The following is a 20,668-nucleotide window of genomic DNA, read 5'->3' on the forward strand; positions in this document are numbered from 1 at the left end:
TCCTCAAATATATTAATGCTGTATTATACTTTATATATTAGCTTAAAGATTCCTGCTTAAATTTTTTAATATTTTTTGACTAAATGAATTCTGGCTTGTACAATTAATTAAAGTACTAAAATTATCTAAGAAGATTTTAAATTTATTTTGGAGTTGAAAAAAATGCTTGAATTAGAACTTGCTTTTTCTTCATTTATAATTGGCCTCTCAGGAGCCATGATGCCAGGTCCACTTTTAACCTATGTTATCAACGGCAGTCTGCAGAAGGGTTTTATCGCAGGACCGTTGATTATAACCGGTCATGCTATCCTGGAACTAATCCTGGTTATACTTCTACTTTCAGGAATGAGCAGGCTTTTTGCCAGCCCATTATTTGCTGCTGTAATCGGAATTGTTGGAGGCTTGGTATTAATCTTGATGGCAGCTGACATGATTAACTCAGCTCTGAAGAAAAAAATATCATTCGAAAAAGCCTTAAATAAAAAAGCTGATGGTGAAGAAAAATTGCGAGGTTTGATAATTCCCGGGGCACTGGTTAGTATCGCTAATCCATACTGGACAATCTGGTGGGCAACTATAGGAATGACCTATTTGGCAAATGCTTCCCAGCATGGAAATACTGCTGCAGCTTCCTTTTTTATGGGCCATATTTCTGCCGATTTTGCCTGGTATGCTTTAATAGCTTTCTTTATCTCTAAAGGAAGAAAATTTTTAAATGATAATTTGTACAGGAAATTAATAATAATCTTTTCTCTGCTTTTAATATATTTTGGCGCTTCTTTTTTAATCGATTCTATTCAATACTTTAGTTAAAGGCTCTCCACCCTATTACGACCCTTATTTTTAGCTTTATAGAGGGCCTTATCTGCTCTTTTTAAAAAACTTTCTGCATCATCTTTAGGCTTTAGTTCTGTTATCCCCATACTGATGGTTATCCCAGCCTCTATAGCTTCGAACTCCAAGTTGGAAACTTTTTTTCTGATCCTCTCTGCATAATTTTTAGCTTCTTTAAGTGGGGTTCCATTTAAAATAATAGTAAATTCTTCTCCCCCTATTCTTGAGGCCAGATCTCCCTGTCTTGTTTCTTCTAATAACAGTTGCCCAAAAGCAGCTAATACCCTATCACCAGCACTATGACCATAATTATCATTAATCTTTTTAAAATGATCTAAATCAGACATCACAAGTGAAAGAGGAAGTGAATGTCTTTTAGCATTTGCTATCATCTTTTCAAAATAATCCATAAAATGCCTGCGGTTGCTCAAAGCTGTCAGTTTATCTGTTTTCAGCAGTTCTTCTATTCTTTGTTTAGCCTTTTCTAATTTAACATTTTTCCGACTCAGTTCCCGTGTTTTATTTGCCAGCTCATTATTTAAGCGGCTGATCTTTTCTATTATTTCACCCTGTTCTGGAGTGCTTTCTTCTGCAATCAAATAATAGCCGTCTTCTAAATTAAAAAAATATGAATTATACTGGTGATATAATTTATCGATTATAACATCTTCTTTAAAACAGAGCTTTACTCTCTGATAGCTTTTGATTGAATCAAAATCTACCCTCTGCAAACTAGAACTGCTAAATATATCAGCAATACTTTTATCTTTTATCTCAGCCTCAACTAACTTTACCGTCTCTAAAAATTCTTTATTAAAACCCCTGATCGTTAAGTCCATATCAAAATTAAGCAAAATATAAGAACTTAATTTATCTAAAAATAGATCTAAAGGATAGGGACACTTTGAATAAATATCTTCAAGCACTGCTTACCCCTCCTTTTTTTCCCACCATTTTTTTGCAATCTCTACTGCCTCTTCTCCATCTTTGGCCCAGGTATCAGCACCTGTTTTTTTCCAGAGTTCTGGATTTTCATTAAAGATCTTACCACCAACCATTATCTTCAGATCTTTTAGTTCTGGCTTTGATTTAATTTTTGCTATTGTCTCGTTTAAATTGTCTAAGTTAAAGGCCATCGAAACAGATAAACCGAGCAGTGTTGGCTGCTGCATCTTGAGAAAATCTATCAGTGCCTCCACCGGTGTATCAGCACCAAGATGTTCAACATCCCAGCCGTCCATTTCTAAGGAATCTGCAATGATTCTAGAACCTATCTCATGGTATTCATTGGCAGCAGCTGAGATAACAGCTTTACCCTTAGAATTCTCTACTAGGTCAATTATATAAATATATAAGCCTGAAATCACCCTGGCCACAATAGAAGAAGCTAGATGTTCTTCAGCCTCGGATATAGCACCTTTCTGCCATAAAAAGCCAACTTCATACATTGCTGGCTTAATTATATGATTAAAAAAGATCTGCAGATCTTCTTTTTCTTCGATCTCTTCTTTAGCCAACATTAAAGCTTTTTTATGATCTCCATTAAGAAGATATTTGAAAAATAAATTATATGTAGTCTCCATATCTGCTGGAATATCGATTTGAGCATTATCAATTTCTTTTGATAATTCAATAAAATTCTGGTGATTATCCAGCATAAAATTATAGATTTCAATTATTTGGCCTGCACTTTCAGAACTTAGCTTTTCTTCTATAGCTTCAATCCAGGCTTTTAGTTCTACCGAGAAATAATCAAAACTAAAATCATGACTGTGATAGGTCATATAAACCCAAATAACCGTTCTCAAAAGCAGCTTATAATCATTAAGCTTAAAAATATTAGCCATAAACCTGGCGTGATTATCATGATTATTTTGCATTTTAGAGATAGGGTTATGCCCAATCAACTCAAAAATATCATTTCTACTGCTTAACTGCTCATTAACCGTTTCTGTTAATATTTCTTTTTTCTCTTTGTATTCTGCTGCTGCATCGGCTGTAATAACTGGAAGCTCGGCAAGATTATCATAAATTGTTTTAGCCATCATACCACCTCTTAAGTATATTTAACTACTCTACTTATAATTTCCCTTTAACTCAAAAAAATCCTGCATTTTTTTACTTTATTCGACAGAAAAGCCCTATTTAAGCCTTTCTGCTTCATTTTTTAAAAAGATAATGGCTGATAAACCATTCATTACCATTATTATAGCCAAAAAACTCTGCAGAAGAAATAAAGAAGGTTCGCCAATAGTTCCACCATTTTTCTACTTCTTCAGCTCCATATGTTTGTTTAAAGATTGTCCTGATTTCTTTCTGCTCTTGATCCATTTTTTGCAGCCAGCTGAGCAAGGTTTTTTGATAGTGGCTGCCGGAAACCGCCCACTGTTTATCTAAAGTCAGCTGATCACAAAAATAATGGAGCAGATCCTGGCTGGGCATTGTTCCTCCCGAGAAAAAATAGCGGGCCATCCAGCTCATATCTCCTCGGTCCTCATAGAGATAGGGATAGCTGTGGTGAGAAAAAATATGAACGAATAATTTACCGTCTGCTTTTAAAAAGGAAGCTATTTTATTCAAAAGCAGCTGATAATTCCGCATATGTTCAAACATTTCTATAGAAAGCACCCTGTCATATTCAGCTTCAGGCTGGAAACTGTTGATATCTGCTTTTTTAGCCTGCAGGTTATGCAGTTTTTTAGCTTCAGCCTTTGTTTTGATATAGTCTATCTGTAGTTGAGAATTAGAAAGTGCTGTCACACTGCAGTCTGGATAATTTTCGGCAATGTAAAAGCTCAAAGAGCCCCAGCCACAGCCTAAATCCATAATTTTTTGTCCAGACTTAATTTCTGCCCTCTCAACACTCAGTTTAAGCATAGCAAGTTCTGCCTGTTTAAGACTATTTTGTTGAGAGTCCTCCCAGTAACAGCAGCTGTATTTTAAGTTTTCTCCCAGGACCTTTTCGAAAAAAGCTGGAGGAAGTTCATAATGTTGTTCATTAGCAGCATCGGTTTGAACTGCTATCGCTTCTTCTTTAAGTCCAGCTATGAATTGATTAAGCTTTTCAAAACGCTTTTCTACATCTGTAATCCGCTGTTTTTTGAGCTTATGAGCCAGAACTTTTCTGATAGCATAGCGGAGCAAAAAATCGGGCAGCCAACCTTTGGCCAGTATTTTGTCTAAATTCATAAAATCCACCTTCCTTCTCTATTAATTAACTTTAAATTAGTGAAATAGTTAAAAATTTAAGCTCTGATAAAGATAAAACAGCCTCAAGGAGGCTGTCCTCTATCAACTTAGACTTAACTTTTAATGAGCTTCTAAAAATCTGTTGATCATCTTTATTAAATCTTCTTCTAAAAGCGGTTTACAGAGAAAATCATCAAAACCTGCTTTATTTGCATTTTTCTGTTCTTCTTCTGTAGCAGCTGCGGTTAAAGCTACCACAGGTATTTCGGCAGTATTCTTGTCTGCCTTAATCTTCTCTAAAGCCTGATAGCCGTCCATCACAGGCATCTTTAAATCCATGATAACCAGATCAGGCTTATGATCTCTGCATAACTGATAGGCCTCTTTACCATTTGCAGCCTCAATGGACTGAATACCCTTTCGCTTTAAATGTTCTTTAAGCAGTCCTCGATTAGCTTTTTCATCATCAACTACAAGTATGTTTTTATTTGTATACTTTTTAGAATCAGCTTTTTTGCTTTCTAGAGAGCTCTGATCAGTACCACTCTTATATTCAAGGGAAGAAAATTCGACTTTAAAAACACTTCCCTTTCCTGCTGTACTCTGCAGGGAAATTTGACCATCCATCATGCTGATCAAACGCTTGGTAATAGAAAGGCCAAGACCTGTACCCCCGAATTCCCTGGTGCTTTCAGCATTCTCCTGAGAAAAAGCCTTAAATATTTCTTCCTGTTTTTCTTCAGTGATCCCAATTCCGGAATCTTGAACTATTATGCGCAGCTTTATATTTTCTTCAGCTTTTTGATCAGCTGGGCGGCAGTAAACAGCTATTGAAATATGACCACTTTTGGTAAATTTAACTGCATTATCGAGCAGATTAATCATGATCTGTCTAAATCTTACTTCATCCATTTTGATTAAAGGAGGAAGATTATCCATCTTTAAATGAAAATCAAGTCCTTTTTCTTCAACCTTATCAGCAAAAATAGCGGTGATATTTTCTAATAGAGCTGCCAAATCAATAAATTCATAGTTGATCTCTATCATCCCGGCTTCGATCTTAGACATATCCAAAATATCATTCACCTGATCTAAAAGGCTCTCTCCTGCCGAACGAATCGATTTGATATAGCGCTTATAATTATCTTCTTCTAGATCTTTGGCCAAAATCTCTGTATAACCCATTATTATATTAAGTGGGGTTCTGATCTCATGACTCATATTAGCTAAAAATTGACTTTTAAGTTCATTCGCCTTTTCTGCCTCAGCAGCCATTTTATTTGCTTTTTCCATCGATTTTTGCAGTTTTTTATTTGTTTTAACAAGTTCCTTTTCGGCCCTTTTTTGCACAGTGATATCTGTCATCACAGTTAGAATATATTTCTGGCCCTGACTTTCGATTAATTCACCGGAAAAAAGCAGTTCGAGTATTTCTCCTCTTTTATTTAGTACCTGCAGCCCTACATTATTTACACTGCCATTTTCAATAATCTTTTTGATTGTTTTTTTGCGTTTTTCTTTAGCTGAAAAGAGGCCGATATTTTTGCAGCTCTTGCCTATTATTTCTTCCTTACTGTAACCCATTTTGCTCAAAAAGGCAGTATTAACCTCCACAAAACTGAGATCAGAAAGCCGATTAAAGGTCATTAAAGCAGGATTATTATTAAAAAGTTTATTGAATTTTTGCAGTGCTTCCTGCTGACGGCTAACATCTTTGGCAATAGCAAAGATAACTTCTTTGCCATCCCATTTACCAAACCAGATTCTGGTTTCAGAAGGTATTAAACGCCCACTTTTGCTTTCTAAACACAATATTTTGCCGGCAGCCATATCGGCCAGCAGCTTCTGAATATCTCTTTCTTCTTGCTTAAATATTTCCAAGAAACTCATCTTTTCTAAGTCATTTTTTCTGTAATCAAGTTTTTCTCTAACCAGATGGTTGGTATGAGAAATCTCCCCTCTATAATTAGAGATAAAGATCATATCATCCATCGATTCAAAAAAGGTGCGAAAGTTTTTCTCACTTAATCTTAGTTTTTCTTCTATTGCTTTTTTTTCGGTGATTTCATCAACTATCATCTGAATCCCTGTCACCTGCTCAGCTTCATGCCTGGGGGTAAGATGCACCCGGAGCCAGATATTTTTACCCCATTTAGTACTATAATTTAGTTCATAAGTGGCTGCTTTATTATCTTCCATACAGTTTTCTATTTTTTGCGAAAAACCTCTTTCTATTAAAAGAGGAAACTTAAGCAGATTGATCTTTTTTGTTTCAATCAAGCCTGGTGAGCCTAATATCTCGATCATCTTAGAATTAGCATAATCGATATTACCACTGCGATCAGCACTCAAAATACCTATAGGTGCCTCTTCTGCTAATTTGCTAAATTTTTGCCTGCTTTTTTTAAGAGCTTCTTCTTGTTTTTTCTTTTGATCGATATCTATTGTGATTCCTAAAACCAGTTTGGCTCTCCCCCGAAAATCAAAGTGATAGCTTTTACCTTTAACTTTAACCCATTTCCAATTATCATTTTTACATTTAAGCCTCATTTCCTCAGCAAAAGGCTCATGTTCTTCAACAGCATTTTCTATTTTTGGCATTAACTCTTTACGGTCATCAGGGTGAATGTAGTCAAAAATTCTATCCATATCTATCTGCTGTTGATCCTCTTTATAGCCGAGCATTTGATAAAAATAAGGGCTAAAATAAGCTTGATCTGTTTTCAGATCCCATTCCCAAAAGGTATGCTCTGCAGCTTCCATGGCTAATTCAAGCTTATCTCTGGCCTGGGCCAGCTTGTTTTTATTTGCACTGCTTTCGATCAGCAGAGCAAGCTGCTTTGAATAAATTCTAAGCAGACTCCTATTTTCTAATTCCTTATCCTCAGTCATGATCAAAATAAAGTAGCCGAGCAGGCGGTCGCCTTGATTGATTTTCAATAAGTAGCTTTTTTTCAAATTGAAAAGCTGCTGCAGTTTAAGAATTATTGGTTCAGGAATAACATCTTGAACAATATCATTTAGACATTTATAAGAGATAATGAGCTCATCTTTTTCCAAAAAATGACCAAATTCAGCTGCAGACCATTTCCAGTTAAAAGGATCTATTCCCAGTAATGAAAGACCCTCCTCTATTTTTTCTTTATCACCTGCTATAGCTTTGGTCACAAAGATTTGCTCCTGCCAATCATAAATATTTAAGACCGCATATTCAGCTCCAGAAATATCTTTTAACCTTTCTGTAAGCAGCTGAAAATCAAGCTTTTCCCTGTCAGCTTTCAGCGAATGGTCTTTTTCTATACTGTAAGTACTAAGTTCTTCCAACTCTACTTCTCGAATTTGGGTTATAAAATAACCCTGCTTTGGAGAGTGAACATTAACCCTCAACCAGCTCTTTAAAGGTTTAAAAAATTCTACAATTTCTTTGCTATCATCATTGAGGGCAATTTCCCCATAAAAAGCTACCCAGTCAAATTCCCCGCTTTTGATCTCAGGAAATACGTCTGTCACCTTTTTATTAACTATAGCTTCTTTTTTAAGACCTGTTAACTTCTCATAACTAGAATTGACTTCTAAAAACTCATAATTACAGGGCCTATTTTGATCATCTAAAATGATCTTATGATAGGCAATAGCTGTAGGTGATTGGACAAATAGCTTTTTATAATCCATTTCTTTCATCAAACATCTTTCCTTCCTTAAATTAGCTTAAATCTATTATACACTATTTTGCTTATAAATGACATTTATTAATAGAAATAATTATCTTTGTTATTTATTCTAGACCAAAAACTAAAAACCTTTTTTTAAGCGCTAATTTAAAGGTATTTCAATGCTTTTGTAGAAATTTATTTACTAAGCATAAATTTATAACTTAAGTATTAAAGCATCAGAAAGGACATCAATTATGCGCTTGGTATTAACAGAAGATCTCACTCAAGAAATGAAGCTTGCTAAAGCGATTTATGATAATGATAATATTCTCCTTAACAAAGGTGTAAAAAATCTCCACCAATACAAAGATAGGCTTCTGGAGTTAGGGATAGATTATCTATATGTTGAAGATAAATATTCGGCTGATATTGAATTAAAACCGGTGATCAAAGAAAAAAGCAGGCGCCAGGGCAAAAAGGTCATCAAAAAAACTCTGGATAAAATTTCTGAGGGGCTGAGCCAAAACGATATAAAAGAATTGAAGGGTTTAGTAGATGAGATAAGCTCTCAAATAATTTTGAATGATGAAGTTTTACTCAACCTGCACAGTTTAAAAAGAACAAGTGAATATACCTATGAACATTCTCTAAATGTTGGTGTTATTTCTATTGCTATTGCTAAGATCTTGGGCTACAGCAGAAATGATATCTGCAAAATTGGTATGGGAGGTATGCTTCATGATACTGGCAAAAAATTGATCCCCGAAAAAATTCTTAAAAAACCGGCCCGCTTAACTGATTCAGAATATGATATAATGAAAAATCATCCCCAATTGGGTTTTGAAGAACTGCAGAAACTGGAGACTATAAGTCCTCTTTCTAGGACAATGGTCTTCTCCCACCATGAGCGCTGGGATGGTACAGGCTACCCTAGGGGTCTAAAAGGCGAGGAAACCCACGTTTTTGCCCGAATAGCTGCTATTGCGGATGTATTTGATGCTTTATCCAGCAGCAGGGTTTACCGGGATAAAATGCCTGTTCATAAGGCTTTAGAATATATAATGCATCATACAGAAACACTATTTGATTATCAAATAGTCAAAAAAATACTTCCTAAAATATCTTTTTACCCTAATGGTTCTGAGGTTATCTTAAGCACAGGAGAAAGGGGTATTGTCAAAGCCCAAAATAGAGGTTTTCCAACCAGACCAATAATCAGAATAATCCAGTCCAGCACCGGAAAAGAAAAGGATGCCGAACTGGATCTTTTAAAACATATGAATATAGTTATTGAAGAAGTAATAGCTTAAGCACTTCTTTTATTTGTTTCTTTGATCATCTCTATGAATTCTGCAGCCAATTCGGGATCAAACTGTGTACCTGAACATCTTTCTATTTCTGCAAGGGCTTCTTCAATGCTGATAGCTGGGCTGTAGACCCTGTAATTTGTCATTACATCATAGGCATCTATGATGGAAATTATCCTAGCCAAATAAGGTATTTCTTCACCCTTAAGCTGTCTGGGATATCCACTTCCATCCCATTTTTCATGATGAGATAAGATTTCATCTGCCACTCTAACAAAATCTTCTGAAGCAGTGGCAATTTTATATCCTCTTTTACTATGGCCTTTCATTATTTCCCACTCTTCTGCTGTTAATTTATCTTTTTTATTAAGAATATCTTCAGAAATAGTTGTTTTACCTATGTCATGGAGGCTGGCCAGTAAAGAAAGCCTGTTTTTTTCTGAACTAGAAAGTTTTAATTTAGCAGCCAAATCAGAACAGAGATCCATCATCCTTAAAGCATGTGCTTCTGTTTCATCACTTTTAGCCTTTAAACTGCTGAGCAGACTTTTAACTATTTTATTTTTAGAGCTTCTGCCTGCTAATAATTTCTTTTGATACATTAAGTTATCAGCTTTTTTCATAACCTCATGGATATCTTCTCCCACTGTTTCTTTAACTGCCAAACCAAAGCTGATCGAAACAGGTATTTCATCTGTATCGGTTTTTCTGCAGTTAGCTTTAATCTTTTTTAAGACTGCTTGAGCTTCTTCAGCAGTAGTAGAAGTTAAGATTATTATAAACTCATCTCCACCATATCTGGCCAAGATATCATCCTCAGAAATCGACTGCTTCAATATTTCAGCAATTTTAATCAAAAATTTGTCTCCTTCTGAGTGGCCATAACTGTCATTGATGATCTTGAGTCCATTTATATCAGCCATAATTATGGCAAGAGGCAGGTTATCTTTAGAGTCTAAATTATCAAGCTCTTCTTCTAAAAATCTTCTGTTATAGGTATCTGTTAGAACATCCCTATACAGCAGATATTTTATCCTTTCTTCCTGTTTTTTGCGCTCATTTATATCTATCTGCATCGATAGTATTCCTTTTCTACCATCTTCTAAAATAATTTTTGTTTCCTTAAGGTGGCTGTAAAAACTTTTGCCATCCTTAGAGAAATTTTTGATATCAAATTCAAGGTCCTGACCATTTAAGATCTTTTCAATATTCTTTTTAGCAATTTCAAACTGTTCTTCTGAAAGCAATTTATCATAAATGCTGCTGCCTTCTAATTCTTCTTTCTTATAATTTGTTATTTCGGCAAATTTATTATTAACTTTTAAAATATTACCTTTATCATCTTCGATCATAATCCCCATCGGGGCTGATTCAAAAATTGTTCTGTAGCGTCTTTCCTGTCTTTTTAATTCCTGTTGGGTTATTTTATATTTATGGATATCCCTAAATGAGCCAACAACTTTAACAAAATCACTAGTTCTATTTTTTATCTCCTGATAATCTCTGACCCAGCGGTAATTACCCCAGATATCTTTTAAGCGATACTCTTCGCTAAACTTATCTTTATTTCTAATATTAGCTATTTTTTTAATCAGTTTTTCGTGATCATCAGGATGGATGAGCTGTAAATAATCTGCTTTTGCTTTTGCGGTTACAGTTTCTTTTTTCCAGCCTAAAACCTGCTCTATATTGTCATGAACAAAATCCATCCTAAACTTATTACCTCTAATGTGATAAGAATAAATAACCGAGGGAGTTTGAAAAATCAAACTGTCTAGATATTCATTTTTTCTCTGCAGCTGTTCGGCATAGAGCCTGTTTTCTAATGCTTCAGCTAATATATTGCTGATAGTTTCCAGCAAATTCCTCTTTTCTTTTAAAAATGGCCCTTCATCTGCTGCAGCTCTTTTTTCTAAATAGAAAATTTCTATTAAGCCATTCTCATTTTGGCTTAGTTCTATTTCACTGCTCTGTTTCCAGCGGCTCTCTTTAAAAGCAGGTGAATAAAATTCTTTATCTCTAAAGCTGATTCTTACTGCTGTAATCTCAGGGAACTGCCAAAATTGTCCCAGCTTATGGGCTAAATCAGCCAGAATATAATTAATCGAATTATTTTTAGCCCGAAGTAACTCTGAGAGATAATAAAGTGCTTTTAACTCTTTAACTCTTTCTTTTAATTTCCAATTGTCATCTCTAAGCTCTTGTTCACTTAAATAGTTTCTATTATAATTTTGGGGAGGCATTTTTTTAACTCCTTAACTTTGGATTATTAAATTGATATATTTAAAGTAAAAAAAAAGAGAGAAAGCCTTCACTTTAGGAAGACTCTCTTTTTACTCCCTTATAGTTCAAATTCATTTACTATTGTAGTTAGTTTTTCTACAACTCCTACCAGTTCTTCAGAAGCATCTACAACAGATTGGGTAGAAGCAGCCTGTTCTTCACTTGAGGCAGCAACCTCTTCCGCATTTGAAGCAGCCTGTTCACTTACAGCTGATATTTCACTTACAGCCTTTTCTACATCCTGACTGTTTTTGTTCATCTTGTTGACCTCAGATTTAATATTTTGAATCAAATTATCTAGCTCTGAAGCCTGAGCAGTTATTTCAGCAAAGGAACCGGCTGTAGTCTTAATTGAACCAACACTTTCTTCAACAGCCCCTTTATTTTCATCCATATTCTTAACAGCCTTTTTGACATCTTTTTGAATAGAATTGATCAACTTGGTGATCTCTTCTGTGGCAGAAGCAGATTGTTCTGATAGTTCCCTAATCTCATCTGCTACAACCGAGAAGCCCCGACCAGCCTCTCCAGCTCTGGCTGCTTCTATAGCAGCATTTAAAGCCAGCAAATTGGTTTGAGAGGCTATATCATTGATCAGATCAACTATTTCTCCGATCTTCTGAGAAGAATCTCCCAGTGAATCAATAGCTTCAGAGGTTGAATCAGTATTATCTTTAACCCGGCTGATGCTGTTTTCAGTTTTATCTAAGGCCTGATTACCACTATCTATATTTTCCATCACCTTATCTGCTTTTTCTGCCATCGATTCTGAATCATCATTTACAACTTCAAGCAGCTGGGTTAGTTCTTCTATAGAAGCAGAGGTTTCTTCAACCTGGGCTGACTGTTCTTCAGCACCAGAAGCAACCTGCTGCATAGAATCTCCAACTTCTTCTGCAGCTGCCGAAATTTCCTCTCCAGTAGCCGTTAATTCCTGACTGGAAGCGGAGAGAATCTCCGATATTTCCTGAACCTCATCGATCAAGTCTCTTAAAGACTCTACCAGTTTATTAAACCAGGCACCAAGTGATTCGATCTCATTTCTGTTGACCTTTTTATAGACCTTACATTCTTGACAGTCTTCATATTCACCACTCTTTATTTTGGGACAGTAAATCTCATTGCCAAAATCAGGGGCATAACTACCAACATCAAACCAGCAGACAACCCCATCCTTTTCGAAATCAGGACAGCCTGCCTGACCACAATCCATAATCTCAGAGCAGTTAACCTCGGTAATCGGATAAGATACACTTAAGTTCCCCATTGCCATCTCAGAAAAGAGGTTTTCGAAATCTTTCAATTTATTAAATATCTTGCTGCTGATCATGAAGGTTATCCCTACAGCAATCAATATAGCCAGAACAGCAAAAATACTTATATTTCTTAATAAAGCAGCAAGTCTACCGACCAGCTGACTGCGGTCATAAGCAGCCTTTATATAGCCGCTAACATTACCTTCAAAATCCCTAAATGGTATCAAAAGTAAATTATCATTTCCCTCTGTAATTACTAGCTCTTCACCATTGCGAAGTGCTGTCATAGTTTCCTCATCTAATTGATAAGGATCATCTGCTGCTGTAGCAGCTATCCACTCACTTGAGTCCTGATCCCAGGAAACATTGGCACTGCCTCCCAATGAGTAAAGATAATAGTCACCTGGGAAAAAGCCCCGCATCTCTTCTAAAAAATTATTACCTAAAGCTGATCCCATCTCTACTGTACCTATGTGTTCACCCTGATAACTAACCGGTGAAACAATCCTAAAACCATAACCACCTCGGCCTTCTTCTATCCCACTCACCAACTCTTGAGTTCGATTGGCCTGATTGACAGTAAAGCGAAATCCAGAAAGATCATCACCATAATTATCCGGACTATGTAGTCTTAAAAAGGAAGTTGAATCAGGTAAATGAAACTGAAACTGAGCCATTGTATCAGATATACTCTGATAAGAGCCTAAAAGCATAGCTGTTAATCTTTCTCTATCTCTGGCTGCAAAAGCTTCCCTGATCTCATTGTTTTCTGCGATTAAGGTAACAGCAACCTCTGCTTCTTCAACAATATCATCTAATTTCATGTTGATAGAAGCCGCATATGATTCGAGCCTTTCTTCTTCCTGAGTTATTATTTCTGCCGACATAGATGAATAAATAAAATAGCTGATCAAAGATATGATAATTATCATACTAAGACTGATAATCAGTAATAATAGCTTTTTATAAGATAGTCTTGTCAAAAAATCCTTCATCTATCTATCACCTCTTATTTTGATTTCTACCTCTCAGCAGGACTGCTATCCTGCTGTCCCCTTAAAAATTTATTTCAACCCTCAAAATCGATTAACCTCGGGTTTTTGACCCCCTGCATAAATTTAGCATTGTTTTCTTTTTCGGCTTTAGTTTGAGCCAAATCTTTTTTCAATGCAGCTATTTTTTCTTCAGCCAGCTTTTGATTGTTTTGATTTAAAATTTCCAGCTTTTTAAAAAGTTTTAAGTGTTTTTCTCTACTTTGAGCAGCATTATCACTTTTAGCTATTTCTGCTTCTAAAGCAAAGTTTTTAGTTTTTTTACGCAGCTCTTTTCTCTTTTTAAAGAGATCTGCAATCACTTGTTGATCTGGAGCTTCTCTTTTAAGCTGCTTGTTTAACTCTTCAGCTAAAGCTAAAAGCTGTCTGTAATAACTGTGGACTGCCCTCATTTTATTACCTCCATCTTAACCAATTGATCTCTGCTTAGCACGAGCTTTGCCATCGATTTTTACAACTTCTCGCCAGGATTCTAAGAGTTGATTCAGCATTGTTTCTACTTCAGCAATCATCTCTTTATCTTTTTTCATGTTGGCTTTGACCAATCTTTTATAAATAAACTCATAAAGTGCTGCCAGATTTTGAGCTAGTTCTCCTCCCTTTTCTCCATCTAAGGTACTGAGAAGTTCCAGCACAATATTTTGAGCTTTAATCAAGTTCTCATTGGCCTGAGAATGATCTTCATCTTCTATATTAAGCTTGGCAAAACGAAGAAACTTAATACAACCTTCATAAAGCATTATTATTAATTCACCCTGTGATGCTGTCTGTACCTTTGTCTGGGCATATTGTTGACTTACATTCATGATTTAGCCTCCTCAAGCTAATTGTTATTTGAATTAAGACCCTGCAGCTGTCCCTGCAGCCAGCTGGACTGGCCCTGTATATCATTTAAAGCTACTTCCATAGCTGCAAATTGACGCTGAAGTGATCTTTCTCTAGTTTCCAAACGATTTTCCCGATATTCTATTCTCCTATCTATTCTGTTTAAACGGGATTCGAAATTGTTGTCCTGGCGGCTTAAAACGCCATCCCCAAACCTAATATAATCCCGACTGAAATCATACATTCTTCTCCCAAAGCCATCTGCACCATCATCTGCCTGAGAAGCTCTAAAAAATTTCTCCACTGCTCCACTATCTTCTCTTAAAGCATCATTTAATTCTGAACTGTCAAAGGACATCACACCATCTTGATCTATATCTATCCCCAGCTGCTGAATATTTGTGATGGGATTATCTATTCCTACACTGTTGGTAATCTGCCTCCTGAGGCTGTTCTGAAGCCTTCTTAAGGTACCATCACCCTGCAGCAGTCCATCTTCTTTACCTAATTCCCCCATAAAGGTTGCAAGATTATTATACTGTTCAGCCATATCGGAAAGGGTTGTTTCAAGCTGTGAATTATCCCTATTAACACTTAAATTAAAGCTTTCATTTTCAGAAGAGCCGTGAAGGTCTATTGTTAGACCATCTATTACATCATCTAAGCCTTCATTTTGGGAACGAACAACCTCCATACCATTAATAGAAAAAATGGCATCCTGAGCTGACTGCATCTGATAGGCTATTTCTCCTTGCTCAGCTAAGATTCCCAATTCTGCAAAGTTAGCACTAAAACGCTCTGCCTCGATAATATTATCTGCTCCCATTTCCTTGCTCTCTAAAACCAGCCTATTATCTACCACAGAGGCTGAGATATCCAAATCTTCTTCGGCATTGATCATATTTCTTAATTCTCGAAGATTAGTGCTACCATCTATTTCAAAAGCAAAGCTTTGCTCAGAATCAGCAGCATCAATTATAAAAGTCTCACTAAATGTATCAAGCTCTTCTTCAGCAGCCCCAAAGACTTCTAAAGCAAGTGGTTCAGAGGCAGAATCAATTCGATCAGAATGGATGCTGTGGCCCCTGGCCAGCTGTTCTACCCTCACTTCATAATTAGCTCTATCGGCAGAACTTGAGGCACTAACGGTCAGCAAATCTTCATTTGTTGAGCTTGCTTCCATCTCCCTATAGCTTCCCCTGCTTCTAAGTTCATTAAAGCTGCCCTCTATTTCCTGCATAAATTGATTTATCTGCTGCCACTGTTCTCTTTTAACTTCTACCTGCTGTTTTTCTAATTCCATTCTCTTAATAGGTGCTCTTTCTATTGCCATTAGTTCTTCAACCATATTATCTGTTTCCATACCTGATGCTAAACCGGAAAGAGATATACCCTGTACCATTATAATCACCCTTCCTAAATTGATTCTCTAAGTATCATTACTTTCTATATTTATTATCGAAAATTTCCATTTTATTTTAAACAGCAAAAAAGAGCTTTAAAGAAGATTAGAACATAAATACTCTGTTTTATGCTTTTAAACTCTTAATTAAGCTTAATTAATTTTGCTCATTATTTTAAATAAGCAAAAAACCGCCCATTTTAAGCAGCGGTTTCAGAGTTTTATTTAACTACTGGCCCAAGCTTCTAATTTCTCCATTGTTAATTCTAAAGTTCTTTCTGATATTTCAGGTAATGAACCACCCAATGCTTTTTTAGCCTCAGCAAAACCATCTGCAACTGCTTTTTTTAAGGTCTCATATCTGCTTTTATCTCCACCAGAGATTGCTTTGGCAAAACTAACTATCCGATCACTTACAGCCTCTACACCATATTCACCATCTTCTGCAATCAATGCTTCTGCTTCTTGAGCCGCTTTTTGATCAACTTCCAGCTCTTCTGAATCTTTTAGAGCAGTTTTAAAAGTCATATCCTGTCTTGCTAAAAGTTCTTTAACTAATGCCTTCAATCTAGAATTAGCAGCTTCAGCCTTTTGCTTCACCTCTGCTAAAGCCTCTAAATCTACCTCAACCAGATCACCTGAATTATTTTTCTTGATCTCTTCTGCCTCAACTTTTTCTGCCCGCACATTTTGCTCTTGATGCTTATTAATCGGATTCTGAGCATAATTTTTATCAATTCTCATCAACTTCACCTCTCACCTTATTTAATTTTATTCTAAAGCGGCTCAAAAATATAAACAAAAGCTATTTTCTATATTTTAATACTTAATTTCTAATATCATTATCGATAATCTTTGTTATTTATTAAGCATCATAAAAGCTAAAGATTAAAGATTAGCTTAAATATACTCTTATTAAAAGCTTCAAGCTCTTCAATAGCTTTATTTGCCAAAAAAAAAGAACCTATGCCCTTAACAAAAGACATAGGTTGATATCAATTCTTTATTTAGATCTTAACTCCTAAATCATCCAGCTCAGCTTTGAGATAATCAAAGTATTCTTTTAGTTCTTTTTCTTTTTCGGTTGATAATTTTCCAGCTCTGATCTCTACTGCAGCTGCCCTCATACTTCTTAGCTTGAGCTCTGCTGCAGCCAGCTGTCTTTTCTTTTTCTGTACTACAGCGCTTTTTTCTTGAGCAGCTTTTAGTTTAGCATCTATTTCTCTTCTCAGCTCTTTGATCTTTGCAAGAATTTCTCTGGTTTTTATCTGCATTTTATCAACCCTAGTTTTGCCAATATTTTTGGTTCAACTTAAGCAAAAAAAACTAAAAGACAAGCTACTTAGAATAAGCTTTAATAATAGATGCTCTGAGTATAATCTTTATACTTTTGAATAGATCTATTTTTAGAAAGCCGACGAAATTTTAGCCCTAACCCGATTAGTTCTTTTTCAAGATACAGAAAATATTCTCTAAGTTCGGCTTCTTTTTCCTGGCTTAAATCTTCATCTCTTATCCTTTTAGCCAAAACCTTCATCGCTCTCAACTTTACCTCCAGCTCAGCCAAACGCCTTTTTTCTTTTCTCAAATCTATCTTTTTATCTTTATTATTGCCAAAAGTTATTTTAAGACCTTTGCTGATCGCTTCAATTTCTTTTGCCAATCTTTTGAGCTTTGATGTCATTTTAATCATTCCTGATTTCTATATTTAAAAAGAGCTCTAAATCTCTTCAAAAAAAGAGATCATCTCTGACCTCTCTTTTTTAAAAGATAAAGAAATAAAATTAAATTCTTACATCCAAGACCAAACCGATCATCTCGTTAATCCTAGCCGAGATGTTAAGTACTTCTTCAGGTGGTATTTCTCTGATGATCTCCTCTTCAACCAAATCCATCACCTGTACCATATATCTACCCGAATCTTCATGCAGCTCAAAGTTTAAGCCCTTATCAAAGGTACGCATGGTATCATTGACCTTTTCTAAGTGATAAGCTATTTCTTCTTCACTTAAAAATATTTCGGTCTCTTTAGATTCTTCTAATAATTTTATTTCTTTGTTAGCGATAGCTCTGTTTCCTTTTGATTGACTAACATTATCTCTTGAGGAGGCTTGAATAGGCTCACTGCCATCTACCCGCATAACTTTCACCTCTTTTTTATAAAAGGCCGACCTTTAAAAGCCGGCCTTATTTTATCTAATTAAGTTTAATCCAATGCTTATCTTAGCTAAAGGATTATTATTTAGCCTAATAACTGAAGTACAGATTGAGGAGCCTGATTAGCTTGAGCTAACATAGCTGTACCAGCCTGCTCTAAGATCTGCTGTTTGGAGAACTCTGACATTTCATGTGCCATATCAACGTCTCTAATTCTTGATTCAGCAGCCTGTAGGTTCTCAGAAGCCACTTCAAGGTTAGCGATAGTATGGTCTAGTCTGTTCTGGACAGCACCTAGTTCAGAACGCTGTGAAGAAACAGTTTCGATAGCTTCATTGATGGTTGAAATGGCGCTATCTGCAGCTTCTTGAGAAGAAACATCTATTCCACCTTCAGCGGCTACTTCTAATGTATCTCCATCATTTAGATTGGCTGTTGTCATTACTGCTTCTGCATCTTCTGCTACAGCACCTTCAGCATTATTTGCATCATAATCTACTGAAAAATCAATATCATCAGTTGCATAATATTCTCCTGCTTCTACATTCTCTACTGCATCAGCAAGATCTACAGCAACAACCTCACCATTTTCATTAACTAACACATTTTCTATTGATTCATGATTCCAATTGTCTCCAACTTCAATACCTTCTTCACCGAAATAATCAGCATAGTTGGCATCATCTATTTCAACATTAGTATACGTCCCAGTCTCCAATCCTTCAGTCTCAATGGATGCTGTTGCTGTTATTTCACTTAAATCAGCATCTGAATTTGCTTCTAGAGAAACTGTACCAGTAATTGTTTCACCAAAATCAATAGCTTCATCTTCATCCGAAGCATGACTTGCAGATGAGAGATTTGATTCATCATAGGCTCCATCAAGAAGATTAAATGTTTGTCCATCGCTGCTTACTGCAACAATTTCCCCATCATCATTGGCCAGACCATAATTGGCTAAACTATCATCAGCTAAAGTTATATTATCGACATCTACAACATCTAGTTCCTGTTCTCCTTCTACCAATCCAGTATTAGCAATATCACCTTCATTATCAACATCTTCTATTTCTATTTCAACTAATGCATCACCAGTACCATCACCAGATACTCCTAAAGCATCTGCACTCATATCATCAACCTCAAGATCAATACTCTGGCCTTCATTAGCACCGATCTGGAAGATACTCTCTAAAGAGCCATCCAAAAGATTCTGGGTATTAAATTCTGTGGTGTCAGCGATTCTGCTCAGTTCAGCAGATAGCTGATCTACCTCAGCCTGGATCTCTGCTCTATCTTCAGCAGTATTGGTGTCATTAGCACTCTGTACAGCCAATTCTCGCATCTGCTGGAGTATCTCGTGGGACTCGTTTAAAGCACCCTCAGCTGTCTGGATCATAGAAGTAGCATCCTGAGCATTTCTAACCGCCTGGTCTAAACCTCTTACCTGTCCACGCATCTTCTCGGAAATAGCCAGACCAGCTGCATCATCAGATGCACGGTTGATTCTAAAGCCTGATGATAATCTTTCCATAGACCTACTCATTGAACGATTTGTGTTATTCAAGTTACGATAAGCATTAAGTGATTCTACATTTGTTTGAATTCTCATTAATTTCATCCTCCTTGATGAATTTTTTAGTATTTTGTCTTTTGGAAGCAGGAATCCTTTCCTTCTTCCATTTTCTTGGTTGCTTATACACCACCACCTGAGCACTTCGGCCGCTAGTGCTGCCGGCAGCAGAGTTTCAGTAACCATTACAAGTTTAGAATTAAGATTCCAAACTTATAACAATCACCAATATTTATCTAATAAAGTCCACCAGTGACTGCTGCATGATCCTAGAACCTGAAGCTAAAGAAGCATTATATACGCTTTCCTGCATCATCAGTTCTGTGATTACCTCTGCTAGGTCTGCATCCTCGTTTTGAGACTGCAGCTTACGCATCTGTAATTCTTCTGCTTCTAAGCGTGATTCTGTCATGGTGATCCTTTTTGTTTTTGCACCTAACTCAGATCTAAGTTTTGTAAAATCATTTAAACTTGCCTCTACATCAGCTATATATTCGCCTATCTCATCTGCACCTGCTTCTTCATTTGAGAGCTCTTGATAAATATCATTTAAAAGCTCGATATCATCTTGGAATACCCTTTCTCCACTTAAATTTATCTTCATCTGCACACCATCATTTAACTGGCGGGTTATCCCCCTATTATCTCCCTGGTATTCAAGCTCAAAATCGGGGTTTTCTGTAACTGTAAAGGGTTTTTCTTTTAAGTTCTGCCCGGAAAAGATATAGTTATCACCCAGTTTAGTTTCTGAGATATCGATCATCTCATTTCTAAGTTCTTTAAACTCAGCTGCAATCTGTTCTCTATCAGCAGCTGTTAAGCTGTCTGTAGCTGCATAAATCGTCAGCTCTCTAGACCTCTGAATGACATCTGTGGCACTATTTAAAGCATTTTCACTGGCACTTAACCAGTTATCTGCCTGAGATAAGTTGCGCTGATATTGGGAGTTGCGGTTTAAAATAGATTTATAGTTCAAGCTATCTGAGACCTCGATCGGGCCATCAGAAGGTTTCTGGAAGACCTTACCTGAACCGAGCTTTTGATTTAAATCACTTAAATTATCTAGATTGTTTTGGAGATTGTCCAGCATATTGCGGACCATCATCGAATTAGTTACCCTCATTAACTGCACTCCCT

The 20,668-nt window shown here is 36.2% G+C and carries 17 protein-coding genes; 2 read left to right on the forward strand and 15 right to left on the reverse strand.

All coding sequences use genetic code 11. From position 1 onward, the window contains the following. Positions 1 to 162: 162 nt before the first annotated feature. Positions 163 to 813, forward strand: coding sequence for a LysE family transporter (locus tag LJ207_RS07430; RefSeq protein WP_229345701.1), 651 nt, complete (start codon positions 163 to 165; stop codon positions 811 to 813). Here the strand turns inward: LJ207_RS07430 and LJ207_RS07435 are convergent. From LJ207_RS07435 to LJ207_RS07450, 4 genes are all read right to left on the reverse strand, one after another. Further along, positions 810 to 1,760, reverse strand: a complete 951-nt coding sequence (locus tag LJ207_RS07435) for a GGDEF domain-containing protein (protein WP_229345703.1) — start codon at positions 1,758 to 1,760, stop codon at positions 810 to 812. The two genes, LJ207_RS07430 and LJ207_RS07435, sit on opposite strands and share 4 nt — an antisense overlap. A gap of 3 nt (positions 1,761 to 1,763) precedes the next feature. Further along, positions 1,764 to 2,879, reverse strand: coding sequence for a cobalamin B12-binding domain-containing protein (locus LJ207_RS07440; RefSeq protein ID WP_229345705.1), 1,116 nt, complete (start codon positions 2,877 to 2,879; stop codon positions 1,764 to 1,766). A 115-nt stretch (positions 2,880 to 2,994) separates the two neighbouring features. Next, positions 2,995 to 4,023 (reverse strand): SAM-dependent methyltransferase, encoded by a 1,029-nt coding sequence (locus tag LJ207_RS07445; protein WP_229345707.1) that lies wholly within the window; start codon positions 4,021 to 4,023, stop codon positions 2,995 to 2,997. A 120-nt stretch (positions 4,024 to 4,143) separates the two neighbouring features. Then, the gene (locus tag LJ207_RS07450) at positions 4,144 to 7,704 is read right to left on the reverse strand and encodes a PAS domain S-box protein (RefSeq protein WP_229345709.1); all 3,561 of its coding nucleotides are present in this window, start codon (positions 7,702 to 7,704) and stop codon (positions 4,144 to 4,146) included. A 226-nt stretch (positions 7,705 to 7,930) separates the two neighbouring features. Between LJ207_RS07450 and LJ207_RS07455 the strand changes: the two genes are divergently transcribed. Next, a complete protein-coding gene (locus LJ207_RS07455) occupies positions 7,931 to 8,986 on the forward strand; it encodes an HD-GYP domain-containing protein (protein WP_229345710.1) in 1,056 nt (351 codons plus the stop codon). Here the strand turns inward: LJ207_RS07455 and LJ207_RS07460 are convergent. From LJ207_RS07460 to flgL, 11 genes are all read right to left on the reverse strand, one after another. After that, complete coding sequence (locus LJ207_RS07460; RefSeq protein WP_229345720.1) at positions 8,983 to 11,226, reverse strand: diguanylate cyclase domain-containing protein; 2,244 nt, start codon at positions 11,224 to 11,226, stop codon at positions 8,983 to 8,985. The genes LJ207_RS07455 and LJ207_RS07460 overlap by 4 nt on opposite strands. Before the next feature lie 98 nt (positions 11,227 to 11,324). Continuing rightward, positions 11,325 to 13,517 carry a methyl-accepting chemotaxis protein gene (locus LJ207_RS07465; protein ID WP_229345722.1) on the reverse strand — a complete coding sequence of 731 codons (2,193 nt, stop codon included), beginning with the start codon at positions 13,515 to 13,517 and terminating at the stop codon, positions 11,325 to 11,327. 74 nt (positions 13,518 to 13,591) lie between these two features. Next, a complete protein-coding gene (locus LJ207_RS07470) occupies positions 13,592 to 13,966 on the reverse strand; it encodes a hypothetical protein (protein WP_229345724.1) in 375 nt (124 codons plus the stop codon). Positions 13,967 to 13,981: 15 nt separating this feature from the next. Next, positions 13,982 to 14,380 (reverse strand): flagellar export chaperone FliS, encoded by a 399-nt coding sequence (gene fliS, locus LJ207_RS07475; protein ID WP_229345726.1) that lies wholly within the window; start codon positions 14,378 to 14,380, stop codon positions 13,982 to 13,984. A 17-nt stretch (positions 14,381 to 14,397) separates the two neighbouring features. Next, positions 14,398 to 15,801 (reverse strand): flagellar filament capping protein FliD, encoded by a 1,404-nt coding sequence (fliD, locus tag LJ207_RS07480; RefSeq protein WP_229345728.1) that lies wholly within the window; start codon positions 15,799 to 15,801, stop codon positions 14,398 to 14,400. Between the two features lie 225 nt (positions 15,802 to 16,026). Continuing rightward, on the reverse strand, positions 16,027 to 16,545 hold the full coding sequence (locus LJ207_RS07485) for a hypothetical protein (protein ID WP_229345729.1): 519 nt from the start codon (positions 16,543 to 16,545) through the stop codon (positions 16,027 to 16,029). 263 nt (positions 16,546 to 16,808) lie between these two features. Further along, positions 16,809 to 17,075: an Atg14 domain-containing protein gene (locus LJ207_RS07490; RefSeq protein WP_229345731.1), complete on the reverse strand. Its 267-nt coding sequence runs from the start codon at positions 17,073 to 17,075 to the stop codon at positions 16,809 to 16,811. An 80-nt stretch (positions 17,076 to 17,155) separates the two neighbouring features. Beyond that, positions 17,156 to 17,485, reverse strand: coding sequence for a hypothetical protein (locus LJ207_RS07495; protein ID WP_229345732.1), 330 nt, complete (start codon positions 17,483 to 17,485; stop codon positions 17,156 to 17,158). 100 nt (positions 17,486 to 17,585) lie between these two features. Beyond that, positions 17,586 to 17,942, reverse strand: coding sequence for a flagellar protein FlaG (locus tag LJ207_RS07500; RefSeq protein WP_229345734.1), 357 nt, complete (start codon positions 17,940 to 17,942; stop codon positions 17,586 to 17,588). A gap of 101 nt (positions 17,943 to 18,043) precedes the next feature. After that, a complete protein-coding gene (locus LJ207_RS12455; RefSeq protein WP_305038484.1) occupies positions 18,044 to 19,570 on the reverse strand; it encodes a flagellin N-terminal helical domain-containing protein in 1,527 nt (508 codons plus the stop codon). A gap of 193 nt (positions 19,571 to 19,763) precedes the next feature. Continuing rightward, the gene (gene flgL / locus LJ207_RS07515) at positions 19,764 to 20,654 is read right to left on the reverse strand and encodes a flagellar hook-associated protein FlgL (RefSeq protein WP_229345736.1); all 891 of its coding nucleotides are present in this window, start codon (positions 20,652 to 20,654) and stop codon (positions 19,764 to 19,766) included. Positions 20,655 to 20,668: the final 14 nt, after the last annotated feature.

This window comes from Halanaerobium polyolivorans (assembly GCF_020711195.1).
Classification (GTDB): Bacteria; Bacillota; Halanaerobiia; order Halanaerobiales; family Halanaerobiaceae; genus Halanaerobium; species Halanaerobium polyolivorans.